The organism is Streptomyces sp. NPDC043908 (genome assembly GCF_056435525.1).
On record NZ_JBWKEI010000012.1, the window covers coordinates 153,327 to 175,471 of the forward strand.

The 22,145-nt window shown below is 71.4% G+C and carries 16 protein-coding genes and 1 riboswitch; of the genes, 11 read left to right on the plus strand and 5 right to left on the minus strand.

The genetic code is table 11. The features are described from left to right. The first annotated feature begins 161 nt into the window (after positions 1-161). The 6 genes from AC069K_RS25705 (at position 162) to AC069K_RS25730 (ending at position 10,717) form a co-directional block, all read left to right on the plus strand. On the plus strand, positions 162-4,466 hold the full coding sequence (locus AC069K_RS25705) for a discoidin domain-containing protein (protein ID WP_478620272.1): 4,305 nt from the start codon (positions 162-164) through the stop codon (positions 4,464-4,466). 100 nt (positions 4,467-4,566) lie between these two features. Then, positions 4,567-5,580 (plus strand): LacI family DNA-binding transcriptional regulator, encoded by a 1,014-nt coding sequence (locus AC069K_RS25710; RefSeq protein WP_365109257.1) that lies wholly within the window; start codon positions 4,567-4,569, stop codon positions 5,578-5,580. 197 nt (positions 5,581-5,777) lie between these two features. Beyond that, on the plus strand, positions 5,778-7,205 hold the full coding sequence (locus AC069K_RS25715) for an ABC transporter substrate-binding protein (protein ID WP_478620276.1): 1,428 nt from the start codon (positions 5,778-5,780) through the stop codon (positions 7,203-7,205). Continuing rightward, a complete protein-coding gene (locus AC069K_RS25720) occupies positions 7,202-8,092 on the plus strand; it encodes a carbohydrate ABC transporter permease (RefSeq protein WP_478620279.1) in 891 nt (296 codons plus the stop codon). Before AC069K_RS25715 ends, AC069K_RS25720 begins: the two co-directional genes overlap by 4 nt. Positions 8,093-8,151: 59 nt before the next feature. Continuing rightward, positions 8,152-9,027: a carbohydrate ABC transporter permease gene (locus AC069K_RS25725; RefSeq protein WP_478620282.1), complete on the plus strand. Its 876-nt coding sequence runs from the start codon at positions 8,152-8,154 to the stop codon at positions 9,025-9,027. 112 nt (positions 9,028-9,139) lie between these two features. Continuing rightward, a complete protein-coding gene (locus AC069K_RS25730; RefSeq protein WP_478620285.1) occupies positions 9,140-10,717 on the plus strand; it encodes a glycoside hydrolase family 13 protein in 1,578 nt (525 codons plus the stop codon). 61 nt (positions 10,718-10,778) lie between these two features. Here AC069K_RS25730 and AC069K_RS25735 read toward each other — a convergent pair whose 3' ends face one another. From AC069K_RS25735 to AC069K_RS25745, 3 genes are all read right to left on the minus strand, one after another. Next, the gene (locus tag AC069K_RS25735; RefSeq protein ID WP_365109244.1) at positions 10,779-11,015 is read right to left on the minus strand and encodes a hypothetical protein; all 237 of its coding nucleotides are present in this window, start codon (positions 11,013-11,015) and stop codon (positions 10,779-10,781) included. A 95-nt stretch (positions 11,016-11,110) separates the two neighbouring features. After that, positions 11,111-11,692, minus strand: a complete 582-nt coding sequence (locus tag AC069K_RS25740) for a DUF6082 family protein (RefSeq protein ID WP_365109241.1) — start codon at positions 11,690-11,692, stop codon at positions 11,111-11,113. A gap of 24 nt (positions 11,693-11,716) precedes the next feature. Continuing rightward, positions 11,717-12,424 carry a DUF6082 family protein gene (locus AC069K_RS25745; protein WP_358837944.1) on the minus strand — a complete coding sequence of 236 codons (708 nt, stop codon included), beginning with the start codon at positions 12,422-12,424 and terminating at the stop codon, positions 11,717-11,719. A gap of 313 nt (positions 12,425-12,737) precedes the next feature. Here AC069K_RS25745 and AC069K_RS25750 point away from each other — a divergent pair, with 313 nt between their 5' ends. Then, a complete protein-coding gene (locus tag AC069K_RS25750; RefSeq protein WP_478620291.1) occupies positions 12,738-13,910 on the plus strand; it encodes a CobW family GTP-binding protein in 1,173 nt (390 codons plus the stop codon). A 42-nt stretch (positions 13,911-13,952) separates the two neighbouring features. Here AC069K_RS25750 and AC069K_RS25755 read toward each other — a convergent pair whose 3' ends face one another. After that, entirely contained in the window at positions 13,953-16,403 is a 2,451-nt protein-coding gene (locus tag AC069K_RS25755) for a DNA gyrase/topoisomerase IV subunit A (RefSeq protein ID WP_478620294.1), read from the minus strand. Between the two features lie 181 nt (positions 16,404-16,584). Here AC069K_RS25755 and AC069K_RS25760 point away from each other — a divergent pair, with 181 nt between their 5' ends. The 4 genes from AC069K_RS25760 (at position 16,585) to AC069K_RS25775 (ending at position 21,364) form a co-directional block, all read left to right on the plus strand. Continuing rightward, positions 16,585-17,937 carry a M16 family metallopeptidase gene (locus tag AC069K_RS25760; protein ID WP_365109232.1) on the plus strand — a complete coding sequence of 451 codons (1,353 nt, stop codon included), beginning with the start codon at positions 16,585-16,587 and terminating at the stop codon, positions 17,935-17,937. Between the two features lie 17 nt (positions 17,938-17,954). After that, the gene (locus tag AC069K_RS25765; RefSeq protein WP_365109317.1) at positions 17,955-19,322 is read left to right on the plus strand and encodes a M16 family metallopeptidase; all 1,368 of its coding nucleotides are present in this window, start codon (positions 17,955-17,957) and stop codon (positions 19,320-19,322) included. A 213-nt stretch (positions 19,323-19,535) separates the two neighbouring features. Continuing rightward, positions 19,536-19,696: riboswitch (cyclic di-AMP (ydaO/yuaA leader) on the plus strand. A gap of 13 nt (positions 19,697-19,709) precedes the next feature. Continuing rightward, positions 19,710-20,480, plus strand: coding sequence for a M23 family metallopeptidase (locus tag AC069K_RS25770; RefSeq protein ID WP_478620298.1), 771 nt, complete (start codon positions 19,710-19,712; stop codon positions 20,478-20,480). Positions 20,481-20,686: 206 nt separating this feature from the next. Next, positions 20,687-21,364: a GntR family transcriptional regulator gene (locus tag AC069K_RS25775; protein WP_478620301.1), complete on the plus strand. Its 678-nt coding sequence runs from the start codon at positions 20,687-20,689 to the stop codon at positions 21,362-21,364. A gap of 336 nt (positions 21,365-21,700) precedes the next feature. Here AC069K_RS25775 and AC069K_RS25780 read toward each other — a convergent pair whose 3' ends face one another. Beyond that, positions 21,701-21,982, minus strand: a complete 282-nt coding sequence (locus AC069K_RS25780; protein WP_358834300.1) for an HPr family phosphocarrier protein — start codon at positions 21,980-21,982, stop codon at positions 21,701-21,703. Positions 21,983-22,145 lie beyond the last annotated feature (163 nt).

Below are 22,145 nucleotides of genomic sequence, written 5' to 3' on the forward strand. Positions count from 1 at the left end.
GGAGGTGCGGGGAGTGGCCGGTTCAGGTGGTGAGAGCCATGGACGACGTGGCACATCTCTGCAACTCTCTGACCGATCAACGCAAAAGTCTTCTTTCATCGCGCAGAAACTTCGGTGCAGAAACTTCGGTGCGGAACCCTACCCGTACGGATCGGGGACTCATGAGAATCCACCACTGGAGAGGGCGGGCACGGATACGGGCGCTCTTCGCCGCCGTGATCGCCACCAGTCTGATGATGGTCGGTTGGCCGTCGCTCTCCGCCTCGGCGGCCGGCGGCCCCGATCTCGCGGCGGGCCGGCCGGCCGCCGCCTCCAGCGCCAACACCCCCCACACCGCCGCCACCATCACCGACGGCAACGCCTCGACCTACTGGGAGAGCTCCGGCAGCGCCTTCCCGCAGTGGGTGCAGGCCGATCTCGGCGCCTCCGCGCGCGTGGACGAGGTCGTCCTCAGGCTCCCGGCCGGGTGGGAGGCCCGGCAGCAGACCCTCGCGGTGCAGGGCAGCGCGGACGGGACCGGCTTCACCACCCTGGTGGGCGCCGCCGCGTACAGCTTCAGCCCGGGGTCGGGCAACACCGTGACGATAGGTTTCCCCGCCGCATCCACACGGTTCGTCCGGATCGACATCCGGGCGAACACCGGCTGGCCCGCGGCCCAGCTCGCCGAGCTGGAGGTGCACGCGGCGGGCGACACGAGCGGCAACCTCGCACTCGGCAGGACGCTGACCGCCTCCGGTCACACGCAGACGTATGTGCCGGGCAACGCAGGCGACGGCGACCGGGCCAGTTACTGGGAGAGCGCCAACGGCGCGCTGCCGCAGTGGATCCAGGCGGACCTCGGCGCCTCCGTCCGGATCGACCGGGTGGTGCTGCGGCTGCCGGACGGCTGGGGCGCCCGCACCCAGACCCTGAAGATCCAGGGCTCGGCCAACGGCACCGACTTCACCGATCTGACCGCCTCCCGGGGGTACGAGTTCAGCGCGGCCACCGGCCACTCCGCCACCCTTGCCCTCGACGCGGTCACCACCCGGTACGTACGGGTCCTGGTCAGCGCCAACACCGGGCAGCAGGCCGGCCAGCTCTCGGAGCTGGAGGTCTACGGCCCCGCCACCGGCGACACCGAGCCGCCCACGGCCCCGCGGAACCTCGCGTACACCGAGCCCGCCACCGGCCAGATCCGCCTCACCTGGGACGCCTCGACCGACGACAGGGCCGTGAGCGGATACGACGTGTACGCCAACGGGGAGCTGCGCACCAGCGTGGCCGGGAACACCACCGCGTACACCGACACCCAGCCCACCGGCGTGACCGTCGCGTACTACGTACGCGCGAGGGACGCGGCGGGGAACCAGTCCGCCAACAGCAACACCGTCACGCGCAAGGCCGACACCGGCGATACCCAGGCACCCACCGCGCCCGCGGGCCTCGCCTTCACCGAGCCGTCGAGCGGCCGGATCGCCCTGACCTGGCAGGCCTCGGCCGACAACGTAGGCGTCACCGCCTATGAGGTCTATGCCAACCAGACCCTGGTCACGAGCGTGGCCGGGAACGTCACCACCTACACCGACACCCAGCCCGCGAGCCTGACCGTCTCGTACTACGTACGGGCCAGGGACGCGGCCGGGAACCGGTCCGGGGCCAGCAACACCGTGACCCGCAACGGGAGTTCCGGCGGCGACGGCTCCAACCTCGCGGTGGGCAAGCCGATCACGGCGTCCTCGGTGATCCAGAGCTTCGTCGCGGAGAACGCCGACGACAACAGCCTGACCACGTACTGGGAGGGCGCCGCCGCCAGCTATCCGAACACGCTCACCGTGAAGCTGGGCGCCAACGCCGACACCGGCTCGGTGGTGCTCAAGCTCAACCCCGACAGCAGCTGGGGCACCCGGACACAGAACATCCAGGTCCTCGGCCGCGAGCAGAGCGCGACCGGGTACACCGCTCTGGTCGCCGCCAAGGACTACACCTTCAGCCCGTCCAGCGGGAACACGGTGACGATCCCGGTCGCCGCGCGGGTCGCGGACGTGCAGCTGAGGTTCACCGCCAACTCGGGTGCCACGGCCGGGCAGGTCGCGGAGTTCCAGGTCATCGGAGTGCCCGCGCCCAACCCGGACCTGGAGATCACGGCCCTGAGCGCCGCGCCCGCCACCCCGGTGGAGTCGGACGCCGTCGCGCTCTCCGCGACCGTGCACAACCGGGGGAGCTCGGCCTCGGCCGCCACCACGGTGGCCTTCCGGCTCGGCGGGGCCACGGCGGGCACCGCGAGCGTCGGCGCGCTGGCCGCCGGAGCCTCCCGGACGGTGACGGCGAACATCGGATCGCGGGACGCGGGAACTTATGCGCTGGGCGCGTCCGTTGATCCGGACAACAGCGTCATCGAGCAGAACGACTCCAACAACAGCATCACCGGCTCCCCCCTGGTGATCAAACCGGTGGCCTCCTCCGACCTGGTCGCCTCCGCAGTGGGCTGGTCCCCGAGCGCCCCCTCGGCAGGCCAGTCGGTGTCCTTCTCGGTGACCGTGAAGAACCAGGGCACGGTGGCGTCCGCCGGTGGCTCCCACGCCGTGACGCTCACCCTCCTGGACGCGGCGGGCACCCCGGTGAAGACCCTCACCGGCGCCTACAGCGGAACAATCGCGGCGGGCGCGAGCTCCCCCGCGGTGGACCTCGGCGGCTGGACGGCGGCCAACGGCAGATACACGGTGAAGGTGGTGATCGCGGACGACGGCAACGAACTACCGGTGAAGCGCGGCAACAACACCAGCACACAGCCGCTCTTCGTGGGACGCGGCGCCAACATGCCGTACGACACGTACGAGGCGGAGGACGGGGTGACGGGCGGCGGGGCCAGGGTCGTCGGGCCCAACCGGACCGTCGGCGACCTCGCGGGCGAGGCCTCCGGCCGCAGGGCCGTGACCCTCGACAGCACGGGCAGCTATGTGGAGTTCACGACCAGGGCGCCCACCAACACCCTGGTCACCCGGTTCTCGATCCCGGACGCGCCGGGCGGCGGGGGCATCGACTCCACGCTGGACGTCTATGTGAACGGCACCTTCCGCAAGGCCGTCGACCTGACGTCCAGGTACGCCTGGCTGTACGGCGCCGAGGCGGGGCCCGGCAACTCCCCGGGCTCGGGCGCGCCGCGCCACGTCTACGACGAGGCGAACGTGCTGCTGGGCGACACCGTGCCCAAGGGCGCGACCATCCGGTTGCAGAAGGACGCCGCGAACACCTCCTCGTACGCGATCGACTTCATCAGCCTGGAGCAGGCGTCCCCGGTCGCCGACCCGGACCCGGCGACGTACACCGTGCCCGCCGGGTTCGGCCACCAGGACGTGCAGAACGCGCTGGACAAGGTGCGGATGGACACCACCGGCAAGCTGGTCGGCGTCTATCTGCCGCCCGGCGACTACCAGACGTCGAGCAAGTTCCAGGTGTACGGCAAGGCGGTGAAGGTGGTCGGGGCCGGACCCTGGTTCACCCGGTTCCACGCGCCGGCGGGGCAGGAGAACACCGACATCGGCTTCCGGGCCGAGAACACCGCCAACGGCTCGGTGTTCACCGGCTTCGCGTACTTCGGCAACTACACCTCGCGCATCGACGGGCCGGGGAAGGTCTTCGACTTCTCCAACGTCGCGGACATGACCATCGACGACATCTGGGCCGAGCACCAGGTGTGCCTGTACTGGGGGGCCAACACCGACCGGATCACCATCAGGAACACCCGGATCCGCGACACCTTCGCCGACGGCGTCAACATGACCAACGGGTCCACGGACAACCACGTGGTCAACAACGAGGCCCGGGCCACCGGCGACGACAGCTTCGCGCTGTTCTCGGCGATCGACGCGGGCGGCGCGGACGAGAAGAACAACGTCTACGAGAACCTGACCTCGCTGCTGACCTGGCGGGCCGCGGGAGTGGCCGTCTACGGCGGGTACGACAACACCTTCCGCAACATCCGGATCGCGGACACGCTGGTCTACGCCGGGATCACCGTCAGTTCACTGGACTTCGGCTACCCGATGAACGGCTTCGGGACCGGGCCGACGACCGTCGACGGCGTCACGATCGAGCGGGCCGGGGGCCACTTCTGGGGAGCGCAGACGTTCCCCGCGATCTGGCTCTTCTCCGCCTCCAAGGTGTTCCAGGGGATCCGGATCAACCATGTCGACATCGTCTCGCCGACGTACAGCGGGGTGATGTTCCAGACCAACTACGTGGGAGGGCAGCCGCAGTTCCCGATCAAGGACACCGTCCTGAGCGACATCAGCATCACCGGGGCGCACCGCAGCGGTGACGTCTACGACGCCAAGTCCGGGTTCGGCCTGTGGGCGAACGAGATGCCGGAAGCGGGCCAGGGCCCGGCGGTCGGCGAGGTCACGTTCAACGGGCTGAGGTTCGCGGACAACGCGCAGGACATCAGGAACACCACGTCCACCTTCAAGATCAACATCAACCCGTAGGGGGGCCGGGTCACGCCGTCGGATGCCGCCCCGAGCTCCCTTCGGGGCGGCATCCCGCTCTACGCAAGCGGCTTGCACCGCTTGCGCTAGTCTTGCGCGCATGACGCGACGACTTGCTCAGGTGGCCAAGAAGGTCGGGGTCAGCGAGGCCACGGTCAGCCGGGTGCTCAACGGCAAGCCGGGGGTCTCCGAGTCCACCCGGCAGGCCGTGCTCACCGCCCTCGACGTCCTCGGCTACGAGCGGCCCACCCAGCTGCGCGGCGAGCGCGCCCGGCTCGTCGGGCTGGTCCTGCCGGAGCTCCAGAACCCGATCTTCCCGGCGTTCGCCGAGGTCATCGGCGGCGCGCTCGCCCAGCAGGGGCTCACCCCGGTGCTCTGCACCCAGACCAAGGGCGGCGTCTCCGAGGCCGACTACGTGGAGCTGCTGCTCCAGCAGCAGGTCTCCGGTGTGGTCTTCGCGGGCGGCCTCTTCGCGCAGATGGACGCCCCGCACGGGCACTACCAGCAGCTCGCCGACCGCAAGGTGCCCGTCGTCCTGATCAACGCCTCCATAGAGCACCTCGACTTCCCCTGTGTGGCCTGTGACGACGCGGTGGCGGTGGAGCAGGCCTGGCGCCATCTGGTCTCGCTCGGCCACCGGCGCATCGGCCTGGTGCTCGGACCGCCCGACCACGTGCCGTCCCGGCGCAAGCTCGCCGCCGCCCGCGCGCTGGCCGAGGCGGCCGGCGAGGCGCTGCCCGAGGAGTGCGTGGAGCGGGCGATGTTCTCCCTGGAGGGCGGCCAGGCCGCCGCCTCGCGCCTGCTGGAGCGGGGCGTCACCGGGATCGTCTGCGCCAGCGACCCGCTGGCGCTCGGCGCCGTCCGGGCGGCCCGCCGCCGGGGCCTGGACGTGCCGCGCGACGTCTCGGTGGTGGGGTACGACGACTCCGCCTTCATGAACTGCACCGAGCCGCCGCTCACCACCGTGCGCCAGCCCATCGAGGCGATGGGACGGGCCGCGGTGGAGCTGCTGTCCGCGCAGATCGGCGGCGGTGTGGTGCCGCCGGGCGAGCTGCTCTTCGAGCCCGAGCTGGTGGTGCGGGGCTCCACGGCGCAGGTGCCGCGCCGGCCGTAGCCTCCCCCCAACTCCTCGACGCGCCGGGCGACTTCGCCCGGCGCGTTCGTGTGTGCAGAACGCCGTCACACGGCTGTCAATCATTTGCGAATTCTGCGCCGGATATTGCGTCCGAGTGGGGTCGGTGGTTGAGTGTGCCGCGCCCCGGGAGCCCGTCGGCCGGGGGCCCTCCACGCTGAGCCCGAAGGGGACCACCGATGAGACGCACCCGGCTCCGCCCCGCCCGCATACCGCGCCGTACCCCGGCCCCGGCCCTGCTCTGCACGGCCGCCCTCACCGTCCTGGCCGCCTGCGGCACCAGCAGCGGCGGGGGCGGCACCCCTGACGGCTCCGGCAACGCGGGCGCGTCCGACCCGGCGGCCCCGCTCGACCCGCGGACCAGGGTCACGCTGACCATCGACTGCATGCCGCCCGCCGCCAAGGCGGCCGAGCTGAAGGAGTGGAAGGAGGACGTCGCCACCTTCAACAAGACGTATCCGAACGTGAGGATCGTCGGGAGGTCGACGCCCGGCCAGTGCGAGGAACCCGCCCGGTTCACCGCGATGCTCAAGGCCAAGTCCCAGCCCGACGTGTTCTACACGTACTTCACCGACCTCCAGCAGGTCCTCGACAACGACGGCGCCGCCGACATCTCCGCGTACGTCACCCAGAAGTCCGTCCCCGCGCTCGCCGACATCGACCCGGGCGTCCTCGGCGTACTGAAGAAGGACGGCAAGCTCTACGGCCTGCCGACCAGCAACTACCGTATGGGCCTGCTCATCAACCGGGGGCTCTTCCGGCGCGCCGGGCTCGATCCCGACAAGCCGCCCGCCACCTGGGCCGAGGTCCGCACCGCCGCCAAGGCCATCGCCGCCCTGGGCGGCGGCGTCCACGGCTACGGCGACTACAGCGCCGAGAACACCGGCGGCTGGCACTTCACCGCCGCGCTCTACGGCCTCGGCGGCGACGTGGTCTCCGCCGACGGCACCAAGGCCGCCTTCGACACCGACCTCGGCCGCCAGGTCGTGCGCAACCTGCACGAGATGCGCTGGACGGACGCGAGCATGAGCAAGACGCAACTGCTCAAGTGGGGCGACCTCCAGAAGCAGATCACCGCCGACAAGCTCGGCATGTTCCTCGCGGCGCCCGACGACATCGCGTACATGGTCCAGCAACTCGGCGCCCGCTACGAGAACTTCGGCATGGGCCCCATCCCCGGCGGCAGGGCCACCCTCGGCGGCGGCAACGGCTACATGATCAAGAAGGGCAGCTCGCCCGACAAGATCAAGGCGGCCGTCGCCTGGCTCAACCTCAAGACGCTCTCCCCGGGCAGGGGTCAGTTCGACTGGGCCCGCACCAAGGCGGACGGGCTGCCGGTCGGCGTCCCCCAGCCGAACTTCTTCCTCGGCCCCGCCAAAACCGCCGACGACAGGGCGCGCGCCGCCAACGCCACCATGCCGGTCGCCAACTTCAGGGCCTACACGGACAACCCGGTCCCCGCAAAGGCCGAACCCCCCAAGGCGCAGGAGATCTACAAGGTCCTCGACAACGTGATGTCCGGGGTCCTCACCAACAAGGACGCGGACGCCGACAAGCTGCTGTCCACCGCCGCCTCCCAGGTCGACCAGGTCCTGGCGAACCGATGACGAGAACGGCCGGGCCGGGGCTGCTCAGGCGCCAGCTGACCGCACACGGCTTCCTGATCGGCGCCGTCCTCTGCTTCGCCTTCTTCTCCTGGTACCCGATGGCCCGCGAGTTCGTCCTGGCCTTCCAGAAGACGAAGGACGGGCGGACCACCTGGGCCGGCTGGTCCAACCTCACGTACGTCTTCCACGACCCGGCGTTCTGGCAGGCCTGGCGCAACACGCTGCTGTTCACCGGACTCGCGCTGGTGCTCGGCTTCGCCGTCCCGTTCCTGGTCGCCGTCCTGCTCAACGAGTTCCGGCACGGTCAGGGGTATCTGCGGCTGCTGGTCTACCTGCCGGTGATGCTGCCGCCGGTCGCCTCGGTGCTGCTCTTCAAGTACTTCTACGACCCGGGCTACGGCCTCTTCAACCGGATTCTCGAACTGGTGCACCTGCCCGCGCAGCAGTGGCTCCAGTCCACCGACACCGCGATGATCTCCGTGGTGATCGCCGCGACCTGGATGAACATGGGCGGCGCGACGCTGATCTACCTGGCGGCGCTCCAGGGGATACCGGGGGAGCTGTACGAGGCGGCGGAGCTGGACGGGGCCGGGCTGCTGCGCAAGATCTGGCACGTCACCGTCCCGCAGACCCGGCTGATCCTCTCGCTGATGTTCCTCATGCAGATCATCGCGACGACGCAGGTGTTCACCGAACCTTTCCTGCTGACCAACGGCGCGGGCCCGGAGGGCTCCACCACGACCGTGGTCTATCTGATCTACCAGTACGCCTTCAACTTCAACAACTACGGCGGCGCGGCCGCACTCGGCCTGTGCCTGCTCGTGCTCCTGGCGGGCTTCTCGGCGCTGTACGTACGCCTGAGCCGCACCGCCGACGACCACGGCTAGGACCAGCCGGCACCAGCACCAGCGCCAGCACCGAGACCAGGACGGACGGTGGCACACCCGTGTCGACACGCACCCTCATCTCACCGGCCACCCTCGGCCGGACCCGGGGCAAGGTCCTCTACTGGACCGCCTTCGTCCTGGTGACGGCCCTCTTCACCCTCGTCTTCGTCGGACCGCTCTACTGGATGGCCGTCAACGGGCTGAAGTCCACCGACGAGTTCACCCGGATCCCGCCCACCCTGGTCCCGCACGGCGTGCACACCGACAACTACCGCCACGCCTGGCAGATGATGGACCTGGCGCGGCTGCTGAGGAACACCCTCTGGTACGCGTTCGGCGCGCTCGTCCTCCAACTGGTCCTGGACGTCGCCGCCGCCTACTCGCTCTCGCGCCTCCGCCCGCTGTTCGGCAGGGCCATCCTGGGGATGATGCTGGCCACGCTGATGATCCCGGCCGCCGTCCTGGTCGTACCGCAGTATCTGACCGTCCTGGACGTGCCGGTCTTCCGGCGCAACCTCCTCAACACGCCCTGGGTGATCTGGCTGCCGTCGGTCACCAACGCCTTCAACATCTTCCTGCTGAAGCGCTTCTTCGACTCCATCCCGCGCGAACTGCTGGACGCCGCCGCCGTCGACGGGGCGTCGCCGCTGCGGACCCTGCGGTCGGTGGTGCTGCCGATCTCCCGGCCGATCCTCGGCGTCGTCTCCATCTTCGCGGTGGTCGGCGTCTGGAAGGACTTCCTCTGGCCGATGCTCACCCTGCCCGACCCCTCCAGGCAGACCCTGAACGTCGGCATCTACTCCCTCGCCCAGGGTGTCCCCGAGAACTGGCTGACGGCCGCGCTCGCGATGGCCTCCCTGCCGACCCTCGTCATCTTCCTGATCTTCCAGCGCAACATCATGAGCGGTCTGACCGCGGGCGGCCTCAAGGGCTGACCGGCGCCGCCGCCCTCCCGCTCCGCCGCCGGCCCTCCCGTCCAGGCTCCGCCCTCCGGGCCCCGTCCTCCGGGCCGGCGGCGGAATCCTCCCTGCCCGAAAGGACCGTTCCGTGGCCGTCCTCGATCGGCAAGACTGGTGGCGCTCGGCCGTCATCTACCAGGTGTACGTCCGCAGCTTCGCCGACGGCGACGGCGACGGCACCGGGGACCTCGCGGGGGTCCGGGCGAAGCTGCCCTACCTCGCGGGGCTCGGCGTCGACGCCCTGTGGTTCACCCCCTGGTACCTCTCGCCGCTCGCCGACGGCGGCTACGACGTGGCCGACTACCGCACCATCGACCCGGCCTTCGGCACCCTGGCCGAGGCCGAGAAGCTGATCGCGGAGGCCCGTGAGCTGGGCATGCGCACGATCGTCGACATCGTGCCCAACCACGTCTCGGACCGCCACCCCTGGTTCCGGGCCGCCCTCGCGGCCGGCCCCGGCAGCCCCGAGCGCGCGCTGTTCCACTTCCGCCCCGGGCGCGGGGAGCACGGGGAGCTGCCGCCCAACGACTGGCCCTCGCAGTTCGCGGGCGAGCCGCCGTGGACCCGGGTCGCGGACGGCGAGTGGTACCTCCATCTCTTCACCCCCCAGCAGCCCGACCTCAACTGGGCGCATCCGGCGGTCCGCCGGGAGCACGAGGACGTCCTGCGGTTCTGGTTCGAGCGCGGGGTCGCGGGCGTCCGCGTCGACTCCGCGGCCCTGCTCGTCAAGGACCCGGCGCTGCCCGACTTCACCGAGGGCGCCGACCCGCACCCGTACGTCGACGTCGACGGCATCCACGACGTCTACCGCTCGTGGCGCGCGGTGGCCGACGCGTACGGGGGGATCTTCGTCGGGGAGGTGTGGCTGCCCGACAGCGAGCGCTTCGCCCGCTATCTGCGCCCCGACGAGCTGCACACCGCCTTCAACTTCGCCTTCCTCACCTGCCCCTGGGACGCGGACCGGCTGCGCGGCGCCGTGGACGACACCCTCGCCGAACACGCCCCGGTCGGCGCCCCCGCCACCTGGGTGCTGTGCAACCACGACGTGACGCGCACGGTGACCCGGTACGGGCGCGCGGACACCGGCTTCGACTTCGCCGCCAAGCGCTTCGGCACCCCGGCCGACCTGGCGCTCGGCACCCGCCGGGCCCGGGCCGCCGCCCTGCTCTCGCTCGCCCTGCCCGGCTCGGTCTACCTCTACCAGGGCGAGGAGCTCGGGCTGCCCGAGGCCGACGTCCCGCGCGAGCGCATCCAGGACCCGATGCACTTCCGCTCCGGCGGCACCGACCCGGGCCGCGACGGCTGCCGGGTGCCGCTGCCGTGGACCGCCGAGCCCTGGGCGACGCCGTGGCTGCCGCAGCCGCCCGGGTGGGAGGCGTACGCGGCGGACCGCCAGGCCCGGGACCCGGACTCCATGCTCACCCTCCACCGCCGGGCCCTGCGGCTGCGCCGGACCGTGCCCGGCTTCGGGGACGGTCCGCTGACCTGGCTGGACGCGCCGCCCGGGGTCCTCGCCTTCGCCCGTCCGCACGGTCTGCGCTGCCTGGTCAACCTGGCCGAGGCGCCGGCCGTACTGCCGCCGCACACCGCGCTGCTGCTCGCCAGCGGTGACCTTGACGCCGACGGACGGCTGCCGCGCGACACGGCCGTGTGGCTGCGGGCATGAATTTCCGGTGTGTTTCCTCTGCGCCGCTATTGATTCCTTATCCGTTCCTTACGTCCCTTCCTCACACCTCGGGGATGTCCGCCTTGGCACGCACCAGCGTGTCGCGGGTGATGACGACGATCCGCTCGTAATCGGCACGGGCGGCGTCATAGGGCAGCTTGCCGTCCAGGATCTCGGTCATGTCGATGCCGATGATGGCGAAGCTGCCGTCGCTGAGTTCGAAGATGTCGGGGCATGTCTGCCCCGACAGGCTGCCGCGTTCTCGTGGGGAGGCACCGACCCTGCGCACGATATTCACCAGGGACCGTTCCAATGGCTCGGAGGAGTCTGGGACGTAGGACAGACAACCAGACTCGCGCAGGTCGCGGTAGGCCTCCTGGCAATTGGTGAGGATTACCTCAACTGGCTGATGTTTTGCACGATCTCGTCGACACGCCGTCCCAGGCGTGCCTCCTGCGAGCCTTCCTGGAGTACGGCCCGGTGCCGGCGCGTGAACTCCCAGTATTCGCGGAAAATAGGACTGCGGCAGATGACGTGCAGATGTCCGCCGATCTCGCTCTCGCTCGTCGAACCCGTGCGGTAGGCGTGCAGCACATTGCTGTAGAGGGCGTTCGCGTAGAGGAACTGCCGCTGTTTCACCGGGGGCACCTCCTCCTCGAACGTGTCCAGGACGGCTGCCAGCTCGGGGTCGTCGATGGCCTTGCTGAGCAGGTCGAAGTGGAGCCGGTGCTGGTGGGTGAGGGTGAGCCGGCGGGCCAGCAGCCGGTTCTGGAGGGCGAGCCCGGCGGCGCCCGCGGCGATCGCGAGCCCGGCGAAGACGCCACCCGCGGAGGCCGCGCCGGCCGCCGGGGCGAGCGCGTGGAACCCCGCGCCGAGCGCCAGGCTGAGGGCGGCGGCCAGCGCCACGGCACCCGCCGCGAGCGCCGCCGTCGTCGCCGTGCCGCCGTGCTGTCCGTTTCTGTGCTGGCTGGTCATGTCTCTTCTCCCGTACGACTGTGACTACTGCGGGGCGGTGGGCGGCCCCTGGGTGGCGCCGATCTCCTCATCGATCAGCTCTGCCAATTTCCTTTCGTGGCTGTCCCTGGGGAGAGCGAATTTCAGGTCCCTGGAGAGCGCCCAGTACCGCCGATAGGGTTCGCTGCTCCGTAATGACCGCGCGTGTACGCGCAGTTCCTCGTCCGAATAGCTGCCCCACTGGCGGGCGAGCAACAAGTGCCCGAACGTCAGGTTGGCGAACAGATACTGTCGTGCCTCCTCGTGAGGGATACCCGGAAAGCCGTTCCACACTGCCGCGAGCGACGGATCCTCCATGGCCATCCGGGTCAGCTGCACGTGCAGCGACCGCATATTCGCCTCGGCACTGCGGTGCAGTTCCTGGCGGGACTGGGTCAGTTCCTCGCGCTGGTCCGCGAGTTCGCGCCGCTGCATGCGCAGTTCCTGGTATTGGAACAGCAGCGCCACCACCAGTATGAGGAAAGCCAGGCCCGAGAAGACCGCGCTCGCCGCGCTGAAATAGTTGCCGATCTGGCTGCGGCCCCCGGCGCGGTCCAGACCGCCCTCGCGCCGCTGCACGGTGTCGATGAGCCAGCCGCTCACCAGGACGGCGGCAGCGCTCACCAGTGCGGTCCCGGCGAGGGTGGCGGCCGTCCAGAGGGCGAACTTCGCGGTGCGGCGGAGCCAGGTGGGCGGGGCTGTCGTGGCTGTCACGGGACCTCCCGGGTGTGGGCGCGCCGCAGGTCGCGGCGGCACTCAATCTGCCCGCCTCCTCCCCGGACGACGCGCGGCCGGAAGGAGGGCACGCGCGTTCCGGCCGGGCGTGGGAGCCGCCCCGGGGTGCGCGGGGCGTCCGGACGGCTGGAACGGGGGCGCCCATATCCTGGAGCGCGCCGCGGGATCTTCCCCCACCTCGGGGACCCCCACCTCGGGGACCCCCATCCCGGTGACCCCCACCCCGGGGGCCCCGCGCCCCGGGAACGCCCCGCGCCCCACCCGTACGCGCCGCCCCAGAAAGGTCTTCCCCGTGAGTGCGACCGGTCCGACCCAGCAGATCCCCGTCGTGGTCCTCGCGGGCTTCCTCGGCTCGGGCAAGACCACCCTGCTCAACCATCTGCTGCGGGCCGGCCGGGGCACCCGGATCGGGGCCATCGTCAACGACTTCGGATCCATCGAGATCGACGCGATGACCGTGGCCGGACAGCTCGGCGACTCCACGCTCTCGCTCGGCAACGGCTGTCTGTGCTGCGCCGTCGACGCGAGCGAACTCGACGTGTACCTGGAGAAGCTGACCCGGCCCGCCGCCCGGCTCGACGTCCTCGTCATCGAGGCGAGCGGGCTCGCGGAGCCGCAGGAGCTGGTGCGGATGGTGCTGGCCAGCGAGAACCCCCGGGTCGTCTACGGCGGCCTGGTCGAGGTCGTCGACGCGGCCGAGTACGACGCGACCCGCGCGCGCCACCCCGAGATCGACCGTCATCTCGCGGTCGCGGACCTGGTGGTGCTCAACAAGACCGACCGGGTGGCGAGGGCGGAGCTCGACCGGCTGCGGGCGTCCCTGGACGGGGGCGCGCCGGTGGTCGAGTCCGTGTACGGGCGGGTCGACCCCGAGCTGTTCTTCGACCGCAGGCCCAGCACCGAGCGGGTCGGCCAGCTCGCCTTCGAGGACCTGCTGGACGAGGAGGAGGCGCCCGAGGGGGAGCACGGGCGGGCCTGCGGGCCCGGGTGCGGCCACACCGCCCATCTGCACACCGGATACGAGTCCGTCGGCTTCACCTCGGCCGTGCCCATGGACCCGCGCCGGCTGATGGCCTTCCTCGACAGCCGCCCCGAGGGCCTCTACCGCATCAAGGGGTTCGTCGACTTCGGCCCGGCCGACCGGCTCAACCGGTACGGCGTCCACGCCGTCGGGCGGTTCCTGCGCTTCTACCCGGAGCCGTGGCCGCCCGGCGAGGAGCGGCTGACCCAGCTCGTCCTCATCGGCTCAGGCATCGACACCGGAGGACTGCGCACGGCCCTGGACGCGGCCGTGGCGGAGCGGCCGCGGGACACCCCGGACGAGGCCGCCATGTGGGGCGTCCTGCGCTACGTCCGCAGGGACGAGGCGGAGGAAGCCGATCCGGCGGACGCGGCGCCCGGGGCGGAGGAGGTCTACGCGGCGGAGACCGCCGAAGAGGACGGCGGGGCCCCGGGCGAGGAGTAGCCCCCGCCCGCGGCCCCGCCGCGCTCCGCCGGTCCGCGCCGGCTACAGCGGGGGACCCGCCAGCACCGTCACCGTGTGGCCCAGCGGTGTGCCCGAGCCGTCGCGGCGCGGGTCGGGCTCCGGGAGCTCGACCGGGGTGCCGTTGGCCTGCGCCGCCTTCGCCGGGGCCGCGCCCGCCCAGGCCAGGACCAGCATGTCCTCGCCCTTGAGGAACCGCTGGCAGCGCACGCCGCCGGTGGCCCGGCCCTTGCGCGGATACTGGTCGAACGGCGTCAGCTTGACCGTCGCCGCCGAGTCCCCGAGCAGCGTGCCGCGCGAGCCCGCCACCGTGAACACCACCGCGTCCTGTGCCGGGTCGACCGCGGTGAACGAGATCACCTTGGCGCCGTCGGCGACCTTGATGCCCGCCATACCGCCCGCCGGCCGGCCCTGCGGGCGCACCTGCGAGGCCTGGTAGCGCAGCAGCTGCGCGTCGTCCGTGATGAAGACCAGGTCCTCCTCGCCGGTGCGCAGCTCGACCGCGCCGACGATCCGGTCGCCGTCCTTGAGGGAGATGACCTCCAGCTCGTCCTTGTTGGCCGGATAGTCCGGCACCACGCGCTTGACCACGCCCTGCTCGGTGCCGATCGCCAGCCCCGGCGACGACTCGTCCAGCGTCGTCAGGCACACCAGCGTCTCGTCGGCCTCCAGCGAGAGGAACTCCGAGACCGGGGCGCCGCCCGAGAGGTTGGGCGCCGCGGCCGTGTCCGGCAGCTGCGGCAGGTCGATCACGGCGAGCCGCAGCAGCCGCCCGGCCGAGGTGACGGCGCCGATGTCGCCGCGCTGGGTCGCCGGCACAGCGGAGACGATCACGTCGTGCTTGGTGCGGCGCTCGGCCTCCGCGAGCGGCTCCGCGTTCGCGGTGCGTGCCAGCAGGCCCGTGGAGGAGAGCAGCACCCGGCACGGGTCGTCCGCGACCTCCAGCGGCACGGCCGCGACCGGCGCGCCCGCCGACTCGAGGAGGACCGTACGCCGCTCGGTGCCGAACTTCTTGGCCACCGCGGCCAGTTCGGACGAGACCAGCTTGCGCAGCTCGCTGTCGGACTCCAGGATGCCGGTCAGCTCGTCGATCTCGCCGGTGAGCCGGTCGCGCTCGCTCTCCAGCTCGATGCGGTCGAACTTGGTGAGGCGGCGCAGCGGGGTGTCCAGGATGTACTGCGTCTGGATCTCGCTGAGCGAGAAGTGCTCGATCAGGCGCTGCTTGGCCTGCGCCGAGTTGTCACTCGACCGGATGAGACGGATGACCTCGTCGATGTCGAGGAGCGCGACGAGCAGGCCCTCCACCAGGTGCAGCCGGTCGCGGCGCTTGGTGCGGCGGAACTCGCTGCGCCGGCGCACGACCTCGAAGCGGTGGTCGAGGTAGACCTCCAGCAGCTCCTTGAGGCCCATGGTGAGCGGCTGGCCGTCCACCAGCGCCACGTTGTTGATGCCGAAGGACTCCTCCATCGGCGTCAGCTTGTAGAGCTGCTCCAGGACGGCCTCGGGGACGAAGCCGTTCTTGATCTCGATGACCAGGCGCAGCCCGTGCGAGCGGTCGGTGAGGTCCTTGACGTCGGCGATGCCCTGGAGCTTCTTGGAGCCGACCAGGTCCTTGATCTTGGCAATCACCTTCTCCGGGCCGACCGTGAACGGCAGTTCCGTGACGACCAGGCCCTTGCGGCGCGCGGTCACGTTCTCCACGGACGCCTTGGCGCGGATCTTGAAGGTGCCGCGGCCCGACTCGTACGCGTCCTTGATGCCGGACAGGCCCACGATCCGGCCGCCGGTGGGCAGGTCGGGACCGGGGACGAAGCGCATCAGCGCTTCCAGGTCCGCGTTGGGGTGGCGGATCAGATGGCGGGCGGCCGCGATGACCTCGCCCAGGTTGTGCGGCGGCATGTTGGTCGCCATGCCGACCGCGATCCCGGTCGCGCCGTTGACCAGCAGGTTCGGGAACGCGGCGGGCAGGGCGACCGGCTCCTGCTCCTGGCCGTCGTAGTTCGGCGAGAAGTCGACGGTGTCCTCGTCGATCGACTCGGTCATCAGCTGGGTGGCGTCGGCCATCTTGCACTCGGTGTACCGCATCGCGGCCGGCGGGTCGTCGTTGCCGAGCGAGCCGAAGTTGCCGTGGCCGTCGACGAGCGGCAGGCGCATGGAGAACGGCTGCGCCATCCGCACCAGCGCGTCGTAGATCGACGCGTCGCCGTGCGGGTGGAGCTTGCCCATGACCTCGCCGACCACGCGCGCGCACTTCACATAGCCGCGCTCGGGGCGCAGCCCCATCTCGTTCATCTGGTAGACGATGCGGCGGTGGACCGGCTTCATGCCGTCGCGGGCGTCCGGCAGGGCCCGCGAGTAGATCACCGAGTAGGCGTACTCGAGAAAGGAGCCCTGCATTTCGTCCACGACGTCGATGTCGAGGATCTTCTCCTCGAAATCGTCCGGCGGCGGGGTCTTCGTGCTGCGGCGGGCCATCGCGGCTGCGGCTCCTTCACCAACGTGTTCTTCTTAGCGACCACCAACAAGGTCTGCTGCTGACGCCGACCATTGTGGACCGTCCCACTGACAACGCCGACCGCGACCCGGGAACTTCGCCAGGTGTCGGTGCGCTTGCATACAGTGGCAGGACTTCTTCACCGCGATCGAAGGGACGTACATGCCCATGGGTCACACGGCCACCGCCCAGGCCGGCTCCGGCGGCCTGACAGCGACCGAGCACCGGCTGGCCAACGGCCTGCGCGTGGTGCTCTCCGAGGACCACCTGACCCCGGTCGCCGCGGTCTGCCTCTGGTACGACGTGGGCTCACGCCACGAGGTCAAGGGCCGCACGGGCCTGGCTCACCTCTTCGAGCACCTGATGTTCCAGGGCTCGCACCAGGTCCACGGAAACGGCCACTTCGAACTGGTGCAGGGAGCCGGCGGCTCGCTCAACGGCACCACCAGCTTCGAGCGCACCAACTACTTCGAGACCATGCCCACCCACCAGCTGGAGCTCGCGCTCTGGCTGGAGGCCGACCGCATGGGCTCGCTGCTCTCCGCCCTGGACGAGGAGTCCATGGAGAACCAGCGCGACGTCGTCAAGAACGAGCGCCGCCAGCGGTACGACAACGTGCCCTACGGCACGGCGTTCGAGAAGCTCACCGCGCTGGCCTACCCGGAGGGCCACCCCTACCACCACACGCCGATCGGCTCCATGGCCGACCTGGACGCGGCGACCCTGGAGGACGCGCGCGCCTTCTTCCGTACGTACTACGCGCCGAACAACGCGGTCCTCTCCGTCGTCGGCGACATCGACCCCGAGCGGACGCTCGCCTGGATCGAGAAGTACTTCGGCTCCATCCCCTCCCACGACGGCAAGCAGCCGCCGCGCGACGGCACGCTGCCCGGCGTGATCGGCGAGCAGCTGCGCGAGGTCGTCCACGAGGACGTGCCCGCGCGCGCCCTGATGGCCGCCTACCGGCTGCCGCACGACGGCACCCGCGAGTGCGACGCGGCGGACCTGGCGCTCACCGTCCTCGGCGGCGGCGAGTCCTCCCGCCTCCACAACCGCCTGGTCCGCCGCGACCAGAGCGCGGTCGCGGCCGGATTCGGCCTGCTGCGCCTGGCCGGCGCCCCCTCGCTCGGCTGGCTGGACGTGAAGACGTCCGGCGGCGTCGACGTCCCCGACATCGAGTCGGCCGTGGACGAGGAGCTCGCCCGGTTCGCCGAAGAGGGCCCCACGGCCGAGGAGATGGAGCGCGCCCAGGCCCAGCTGGAGCGCGAGTGGCTGGACCGGCTCGGCACGGTCGCGGGCCGCGCCGACGAACTCTGCCGGTACGCGGTGCTGTTCGGCGACCCCCAGCTCGCGCTGACCGCCGTCGACCGGGTCCTCGACATCACGGCCGAGGAGGTGCGGGACGTGGCGCGGGCCACCCTGCGCCCGGACAACAGGGCGGTGCTGGTCTACGAGCCGACCACCGCAGAGGCAGACGCGGCGGCCGACGCCGACGCAGAGGGAGCAGAGCAGTGAGCGACACCGGCGTGACCATGCAGTTCCACCCCCGGCCCGCCGCCGGCACCGCGCGCCCCTGGGCCTTCCCCGCCCCCGGCCGCTCCACCCTGCCCAACGGGCTGACCGTGCTGCGCTGCGACCGCCCCGGCCAGCAGGTCGTGGCTGTCGAGATCTTCCTCGCCGCCCCGCTGGACGCCGAGCCGGCGGGCCTGGACGGCGTCGCCACGATCATGGCGCGCGCGTTCTCCGAGGGCACCGACAAGCGCTCCGCCGAGGAGTTCGCCGCCGACCTGGAGCGCTGCGGCGCCACCCTGGACGCGCACGCGGACCACCCGGGCGTGCGGGTCTCCCTGGAGGTGCCGGTCTCCCGGCTCCCCAAGGCGCTCGGGCTCCTCGCGGAGGCGCTGCGGGCCCCCGCCTTCGCCGACGCCGAGGTCGACCGCCTGGTGCGCAACCGCCTCGACGAGATCCCGCACGAGCTGGCCAACCCGGCGCGCCGCGCCGCCCAGCAGCTCTCCCGCGAGCTCTTCCCGGCCAGTGCGCGCATGTCGCGCCCGCGCCAGGGCACCGAGGAGACCGTGGCGCGGATCGACGCGGCGGCGGTACGGGCCTTCTACGAGGCGTACGTACGGCCCGCCGCGGCCACCGCCGTGGTCGTGGGCGACCTGGGCGCCACCGACCTGGACGCGGTCCTGGCGGACACCCTGGGCGCCTGGACCGGCCATCCGGCCGAGGAGCGCCCGATGCCCCCGGTCACCGCCGACGACACCGGCCGCGTGGTCATCGTGGACCGGCCCGGCGCCGTCCAGACGCAGCTCCTGATCGGCCGGATCGGCCCGGACCGCCACGACCGCGTCTGGCCCGCCCAGGTCCTCGGGACGTACTGCCTGGGCGGCACGCTCACCTCCCGCCTGGACCGCGTCCTGCGCGAGGAGAAGGGCTACACCTACGGAGTGCGCTCGTACGGCCAGGTGCTGCGCTCGGGCCCGGAGGGCACCGGCGCCGCCATGCTCGCCATCAGCGGCTCGGTGGACACGCCCAACACCGGCCCGGCCCTGGACGACCTGTGGACGGTGCTGCGCAAGCTGGCCGCCGAGGGGCTCAACGACGCCGAGCGCGAGACGGCCGTGCAGAACCTGGTGGGCGTGGCCCCGCTGAAGTACGAGACGGCCGCCGCCGTCGCCGGGACGCTGGCCGACCAGGTCGAGCAGCACCTCCCGGACGACTACCAGGCGCAGTTGTACGCGCGCCTGGCCGACACCGGCACCGTGGAGGCCACGGCGGCGGTCGTCAGCGCCTTCCCGGTGGACCGCCTGGTGACGGTCCTCGTCGGGGACGCGGCACAGATCGCGGAGCCCGTCAAGGCCCTGGGAATCGGCGAAGTCACCGTAGTGGCGGGCTGATTGGGCCGTCCGCCGAAGACGGGCGGACGGGACGGGTGAGGACCCCGGTGGCCGAGAGCCGCCGGGGTCCCCCTGTATGTCCGTTTTGTTGGGGAGGTTGCCTGTCTGTCATGTGGCGTGCGCTACAAAAAGACGCGTCTGTTTGGTGATTGAAAGATCAGCCGTCTAGCGTCAGTCCGGCTGTCCGTCACCACCCGTCGCAGCCGCGGCACCGGACAGCCATCGCCGAGTCCCCAACTGGTGCGAGCCAGGGGAGCCGGGGACCCACTCAGTCCCTGGGGTGAATCGGACGCCTCCGCCCGCGGAGGGGCCCGTAGGAGACCTTCCAGCTCCGAACCCGTCAGCTAACCCGGTAGGCGAGATGGAAGGAAAGGAACCCGCCTCTCCATGGCGTTCACCCGTGCCACCGGGAAGCACCGTCGGCCCAGCGCCGTGTCGCGCAAGAGCGCGAACATAGCGGGCATCGCCACCCTCGCCACCGCCGGAGTCGTGGGCACCCTCGCCTCCCCGGCCATGGCCGCCGACAGCTCGGCGCCCGCCGCCGCCTCGGTCGAGGACACCGGCATCACCCAGGCCATCGTGATCGGTGACTCCCTCGCCGAGCGGATCGACGCCCAGGCCGCCGCCCAGCAGCACGCCGCCGACAAGGCCCGCGCCGCCGCCGAGGCGAAGCGCAAGGCCGAGGCGAAGGCCAAGGAGGAGCGCGAGGCCAGGGAGCGCGCCGCCCGCGAGGCCGAGCGCAAGCGCCTCAACTCCTTCGTCGCCCCGATCGACGGCGGGTACGTCTCCACCGGCTACAAGACCGGCGGTTCGATCTGGTCCTCCGGCAGCCATACCGGCATCGACTTCCACGCGGGCGAGGGCACCCCGGTGCACGCGGTCGGCCTGGGCACCGTCGTCGAGGCGGGCTGGGGCGGCGCCTACGGCAACAACATCGTGATCCGGATGAACGACGGCACGTACACGCAGTACGGCCACCTCTCGTCCATCGGGGTGTACGTCGGCCAGCGCGTCGAGCCGGGCCAGCAGATCGCCCTCTCCGGCAACACCGGCAACACCACCGGCCCGCACCTCCACTTCGAGGCCCGCACCGGCGAGTCGTACGGCTCGGACATCGACCCGATCGCGTATCTGCGCTCGCACGGCGTCAAAGTCTGACCCGGACGCCCCCGCATCCGAAACCGCAAGCCCCCGGCGTATCGCGCCGGGGGCTTCGGCATGCCGTCCGGCGCGCACACCCGCCCGTGGCCAAAAGATATGCATGGCCCACGGCACGTCACCGGGAATTAACAGACGCTGGAATAGAGTCGCCGAACAGGCGTCGATCGACCGCGTTTCGCGGGGATTAAGGCGGAGGTTCGGTCATGCGCATTCCCGCGCAATCGGTATGCACGGCAATCCGCGACGACATCGTCGCGGGGCTCTTCGCACGCGGCAGCCGGCTCACCGAGGAAGTGCTCGCACGCCGGTACGGCGTCTCCCGCGTCCCGGTCCGCGAGGCGCTGCGCACGCTGGAGTCCGAGGGGTTCGTCACCACGCGCCGGCACGCCGGGGCCTGTGTCGCGGAGCCGACCGAGCAGGAGGCGGCCGATCTGCTCGAACTGCGCACCCTGCTGGAGCCGCTGGCCGCCTCGCGCGCCGCCGCCCGGCGCACCGAGGCCCATCTGAAGGTGCTGCGCGGCCTGGTCAGGCTCGGCCAGGACCGCGTCCGGCGGGGCCAGGGCGAGGATCTGCGCTCGCTGGGCGTCTGGTTCCACGAGACGCTCGCCCAGGCCTCGGGAAGCCCCGGCCTCATCGCGCTGCTCACCCAGCTGCGGCACAAGATCACGTGGATGTACGAGGTGGGGCAGCCCGCGCTGCCCGCCGAGTGCTGGGCGGAGCACGGGGCGATCGTGGACGCGCTGGCCCGCGGGGACGCCGAGCGGGCCCGGGCGCTGACCGCCCGCCACGCCGAACGCGCGTTTTCCGCCTATCGGCTGCGGCGCCCGGCGGACGTGAGGATCCCGCAACATGCCGTAAACACCGCGAGCGTCCGTGCTTAACAGGGTCGCCGTATACAAAGGGGTGATTCGGCGGGGCGGATTCGTGCTGCCCGAAAGCGGCACGGAATGCGGGGGCGGGGCCGGCCGGTCCGCGTTACCGGGTGCATAAGCCGGAGGCGCACCTACGGGGAAATGGAAAGGAGCCGCGGACCCGGAATTCGGGTCCGCGGCTCCGATCGCGAAGTGCGGTGACGCGCGGCCGCGCCGGGACGGCGGCGCGGCGCCGGGTCCCGGCCGACCGGACGCTGTCGGCGAGGTCGCGCCCGCCGGGCCGGGTCAGCCGGGTCGGTCGGCGGTGGGCCGGGTCAGCCGGACCGGGCGGACAGGTCGGGCGGGTCAGACGGTCTCGGGGAGCTCCTCAAGACCTTCCTCGACCAGCTTCGCCAGACGGTCCAGGGCCGCCTCGGCGCCCTCCGCCTCGGACGCCAGCACGATCTCCTCGCCGCCCTGCGCGCCCAGGCCGAGCACCGCGAGCATGGAGGCGGCGTTGACCGGGTTGCCGTCGGCCTTGGCGATCGTCACGGGGACGCCGGAGGCCGTGGCGGCGCGGACGAAAAGGGAAGCGGGGCGGGCGTGCAGGCCCTCGGCCCAGCCGACATTGACGCGGCGCTCAGCCATGGTGATGCCCTTCGAGATCTCTCACGGTTGTCTAGACCAGTCTCTCATGTCCTGCGCGGTGCTCGTGCCGACGTCGGTCCCGGATCCGGCGGCCCCTCGGCCCGGGGTGCCCTCTCCACCTTGCCCCCTACCTTGACCCGACCCAACCGGCCCCGCGACCCGT

What these genes read in the sequence shown, in the direction of transcription:
- AC069K_RS25740 (WP_365109241.1), bottom strand. Translation starts at nt 11,692, where the DNA reads ATGACCAGCCAGCACAGAAACGGACAGCACGGCGGCACGGCGACGACG.
- AC069K_RS25780 (WP_358834300.1), bottom strand. Translation starts at nt 21,982, where the DNA reads ATGGCTGAGCGCCGCGTCAATGTCGGCTGGGCCGAGGGCCTGCACGCC.
- AC069K_RS25775 (WP_478620301.1), top strand. Translation starts at nt 20,687, where the DNA reads ATGCGCATTCCCGCGCAATCGGTATGCACGGCAATCCGCGACGACATC.
- AC069K_RS25755 (WP_478620294.1), bottom strand. Translation starts at nt 16,403, where the DNA reads ATGGCCCGCCGCAGCACGAAGACCCCGCCGCCGGACGATTTCGAGGAG.
- AC069K_RS25760 (WP_365109232.1), top strand. Translation starts at nt 16,585, where the DNA reads ATGCCCATGGGTCACACGGCCACCGCCCAGGCCGGCTCCGGCGGCCTG.
- AC069K_RS25720 (WP_478620279.1), top strand. Translation starts at nt 7,202, where the DNA reads ATGACGAGAACGGCCGGGCCGGGGCTGCTCAGGCGCCAGCTGACCGCA.
- AC069K_RS25710 (WP_365109257.1), top strand. Translation starts at nt 4,567, where the DNA reads ATGACGCGACGACTTGCTCAGGTGGCCAAGAAGGTCGGGGTCAGCGAG.
- AC069K_RS25705 (WP_478620272.1), top strand. Translation starts at nt 162, where the DNA reads ATGAGAATCCACCACTGGAGAGGGCGGGCACGGATACGGGCGCTCTTC.
- AC069K_RS25770 (WP_478620298.1), top strand. Translation starts at nt 19,710, where the DNA reads ATGGCGTTCACCCGTGCCACCGGGAAGCACCGTCGGCCCAGCGCCGTG.
- AC069K_RS25715 (WP_478620276.1), top strand. Translation starts at nt 5,778, where the DNA reads ATGAGACGCACCCGGCTCCGCCCCGCCCGCATACCGCGCCGTACCCCG.
- AC069K_RS25765 (WP_365109317.1), top strand. Translation starts at nt 17,955, where the DNA reads ATGCAGTTCCACCCCCGGCCCGCCGCCGGCACCGCGCGCCCCTGGGCC.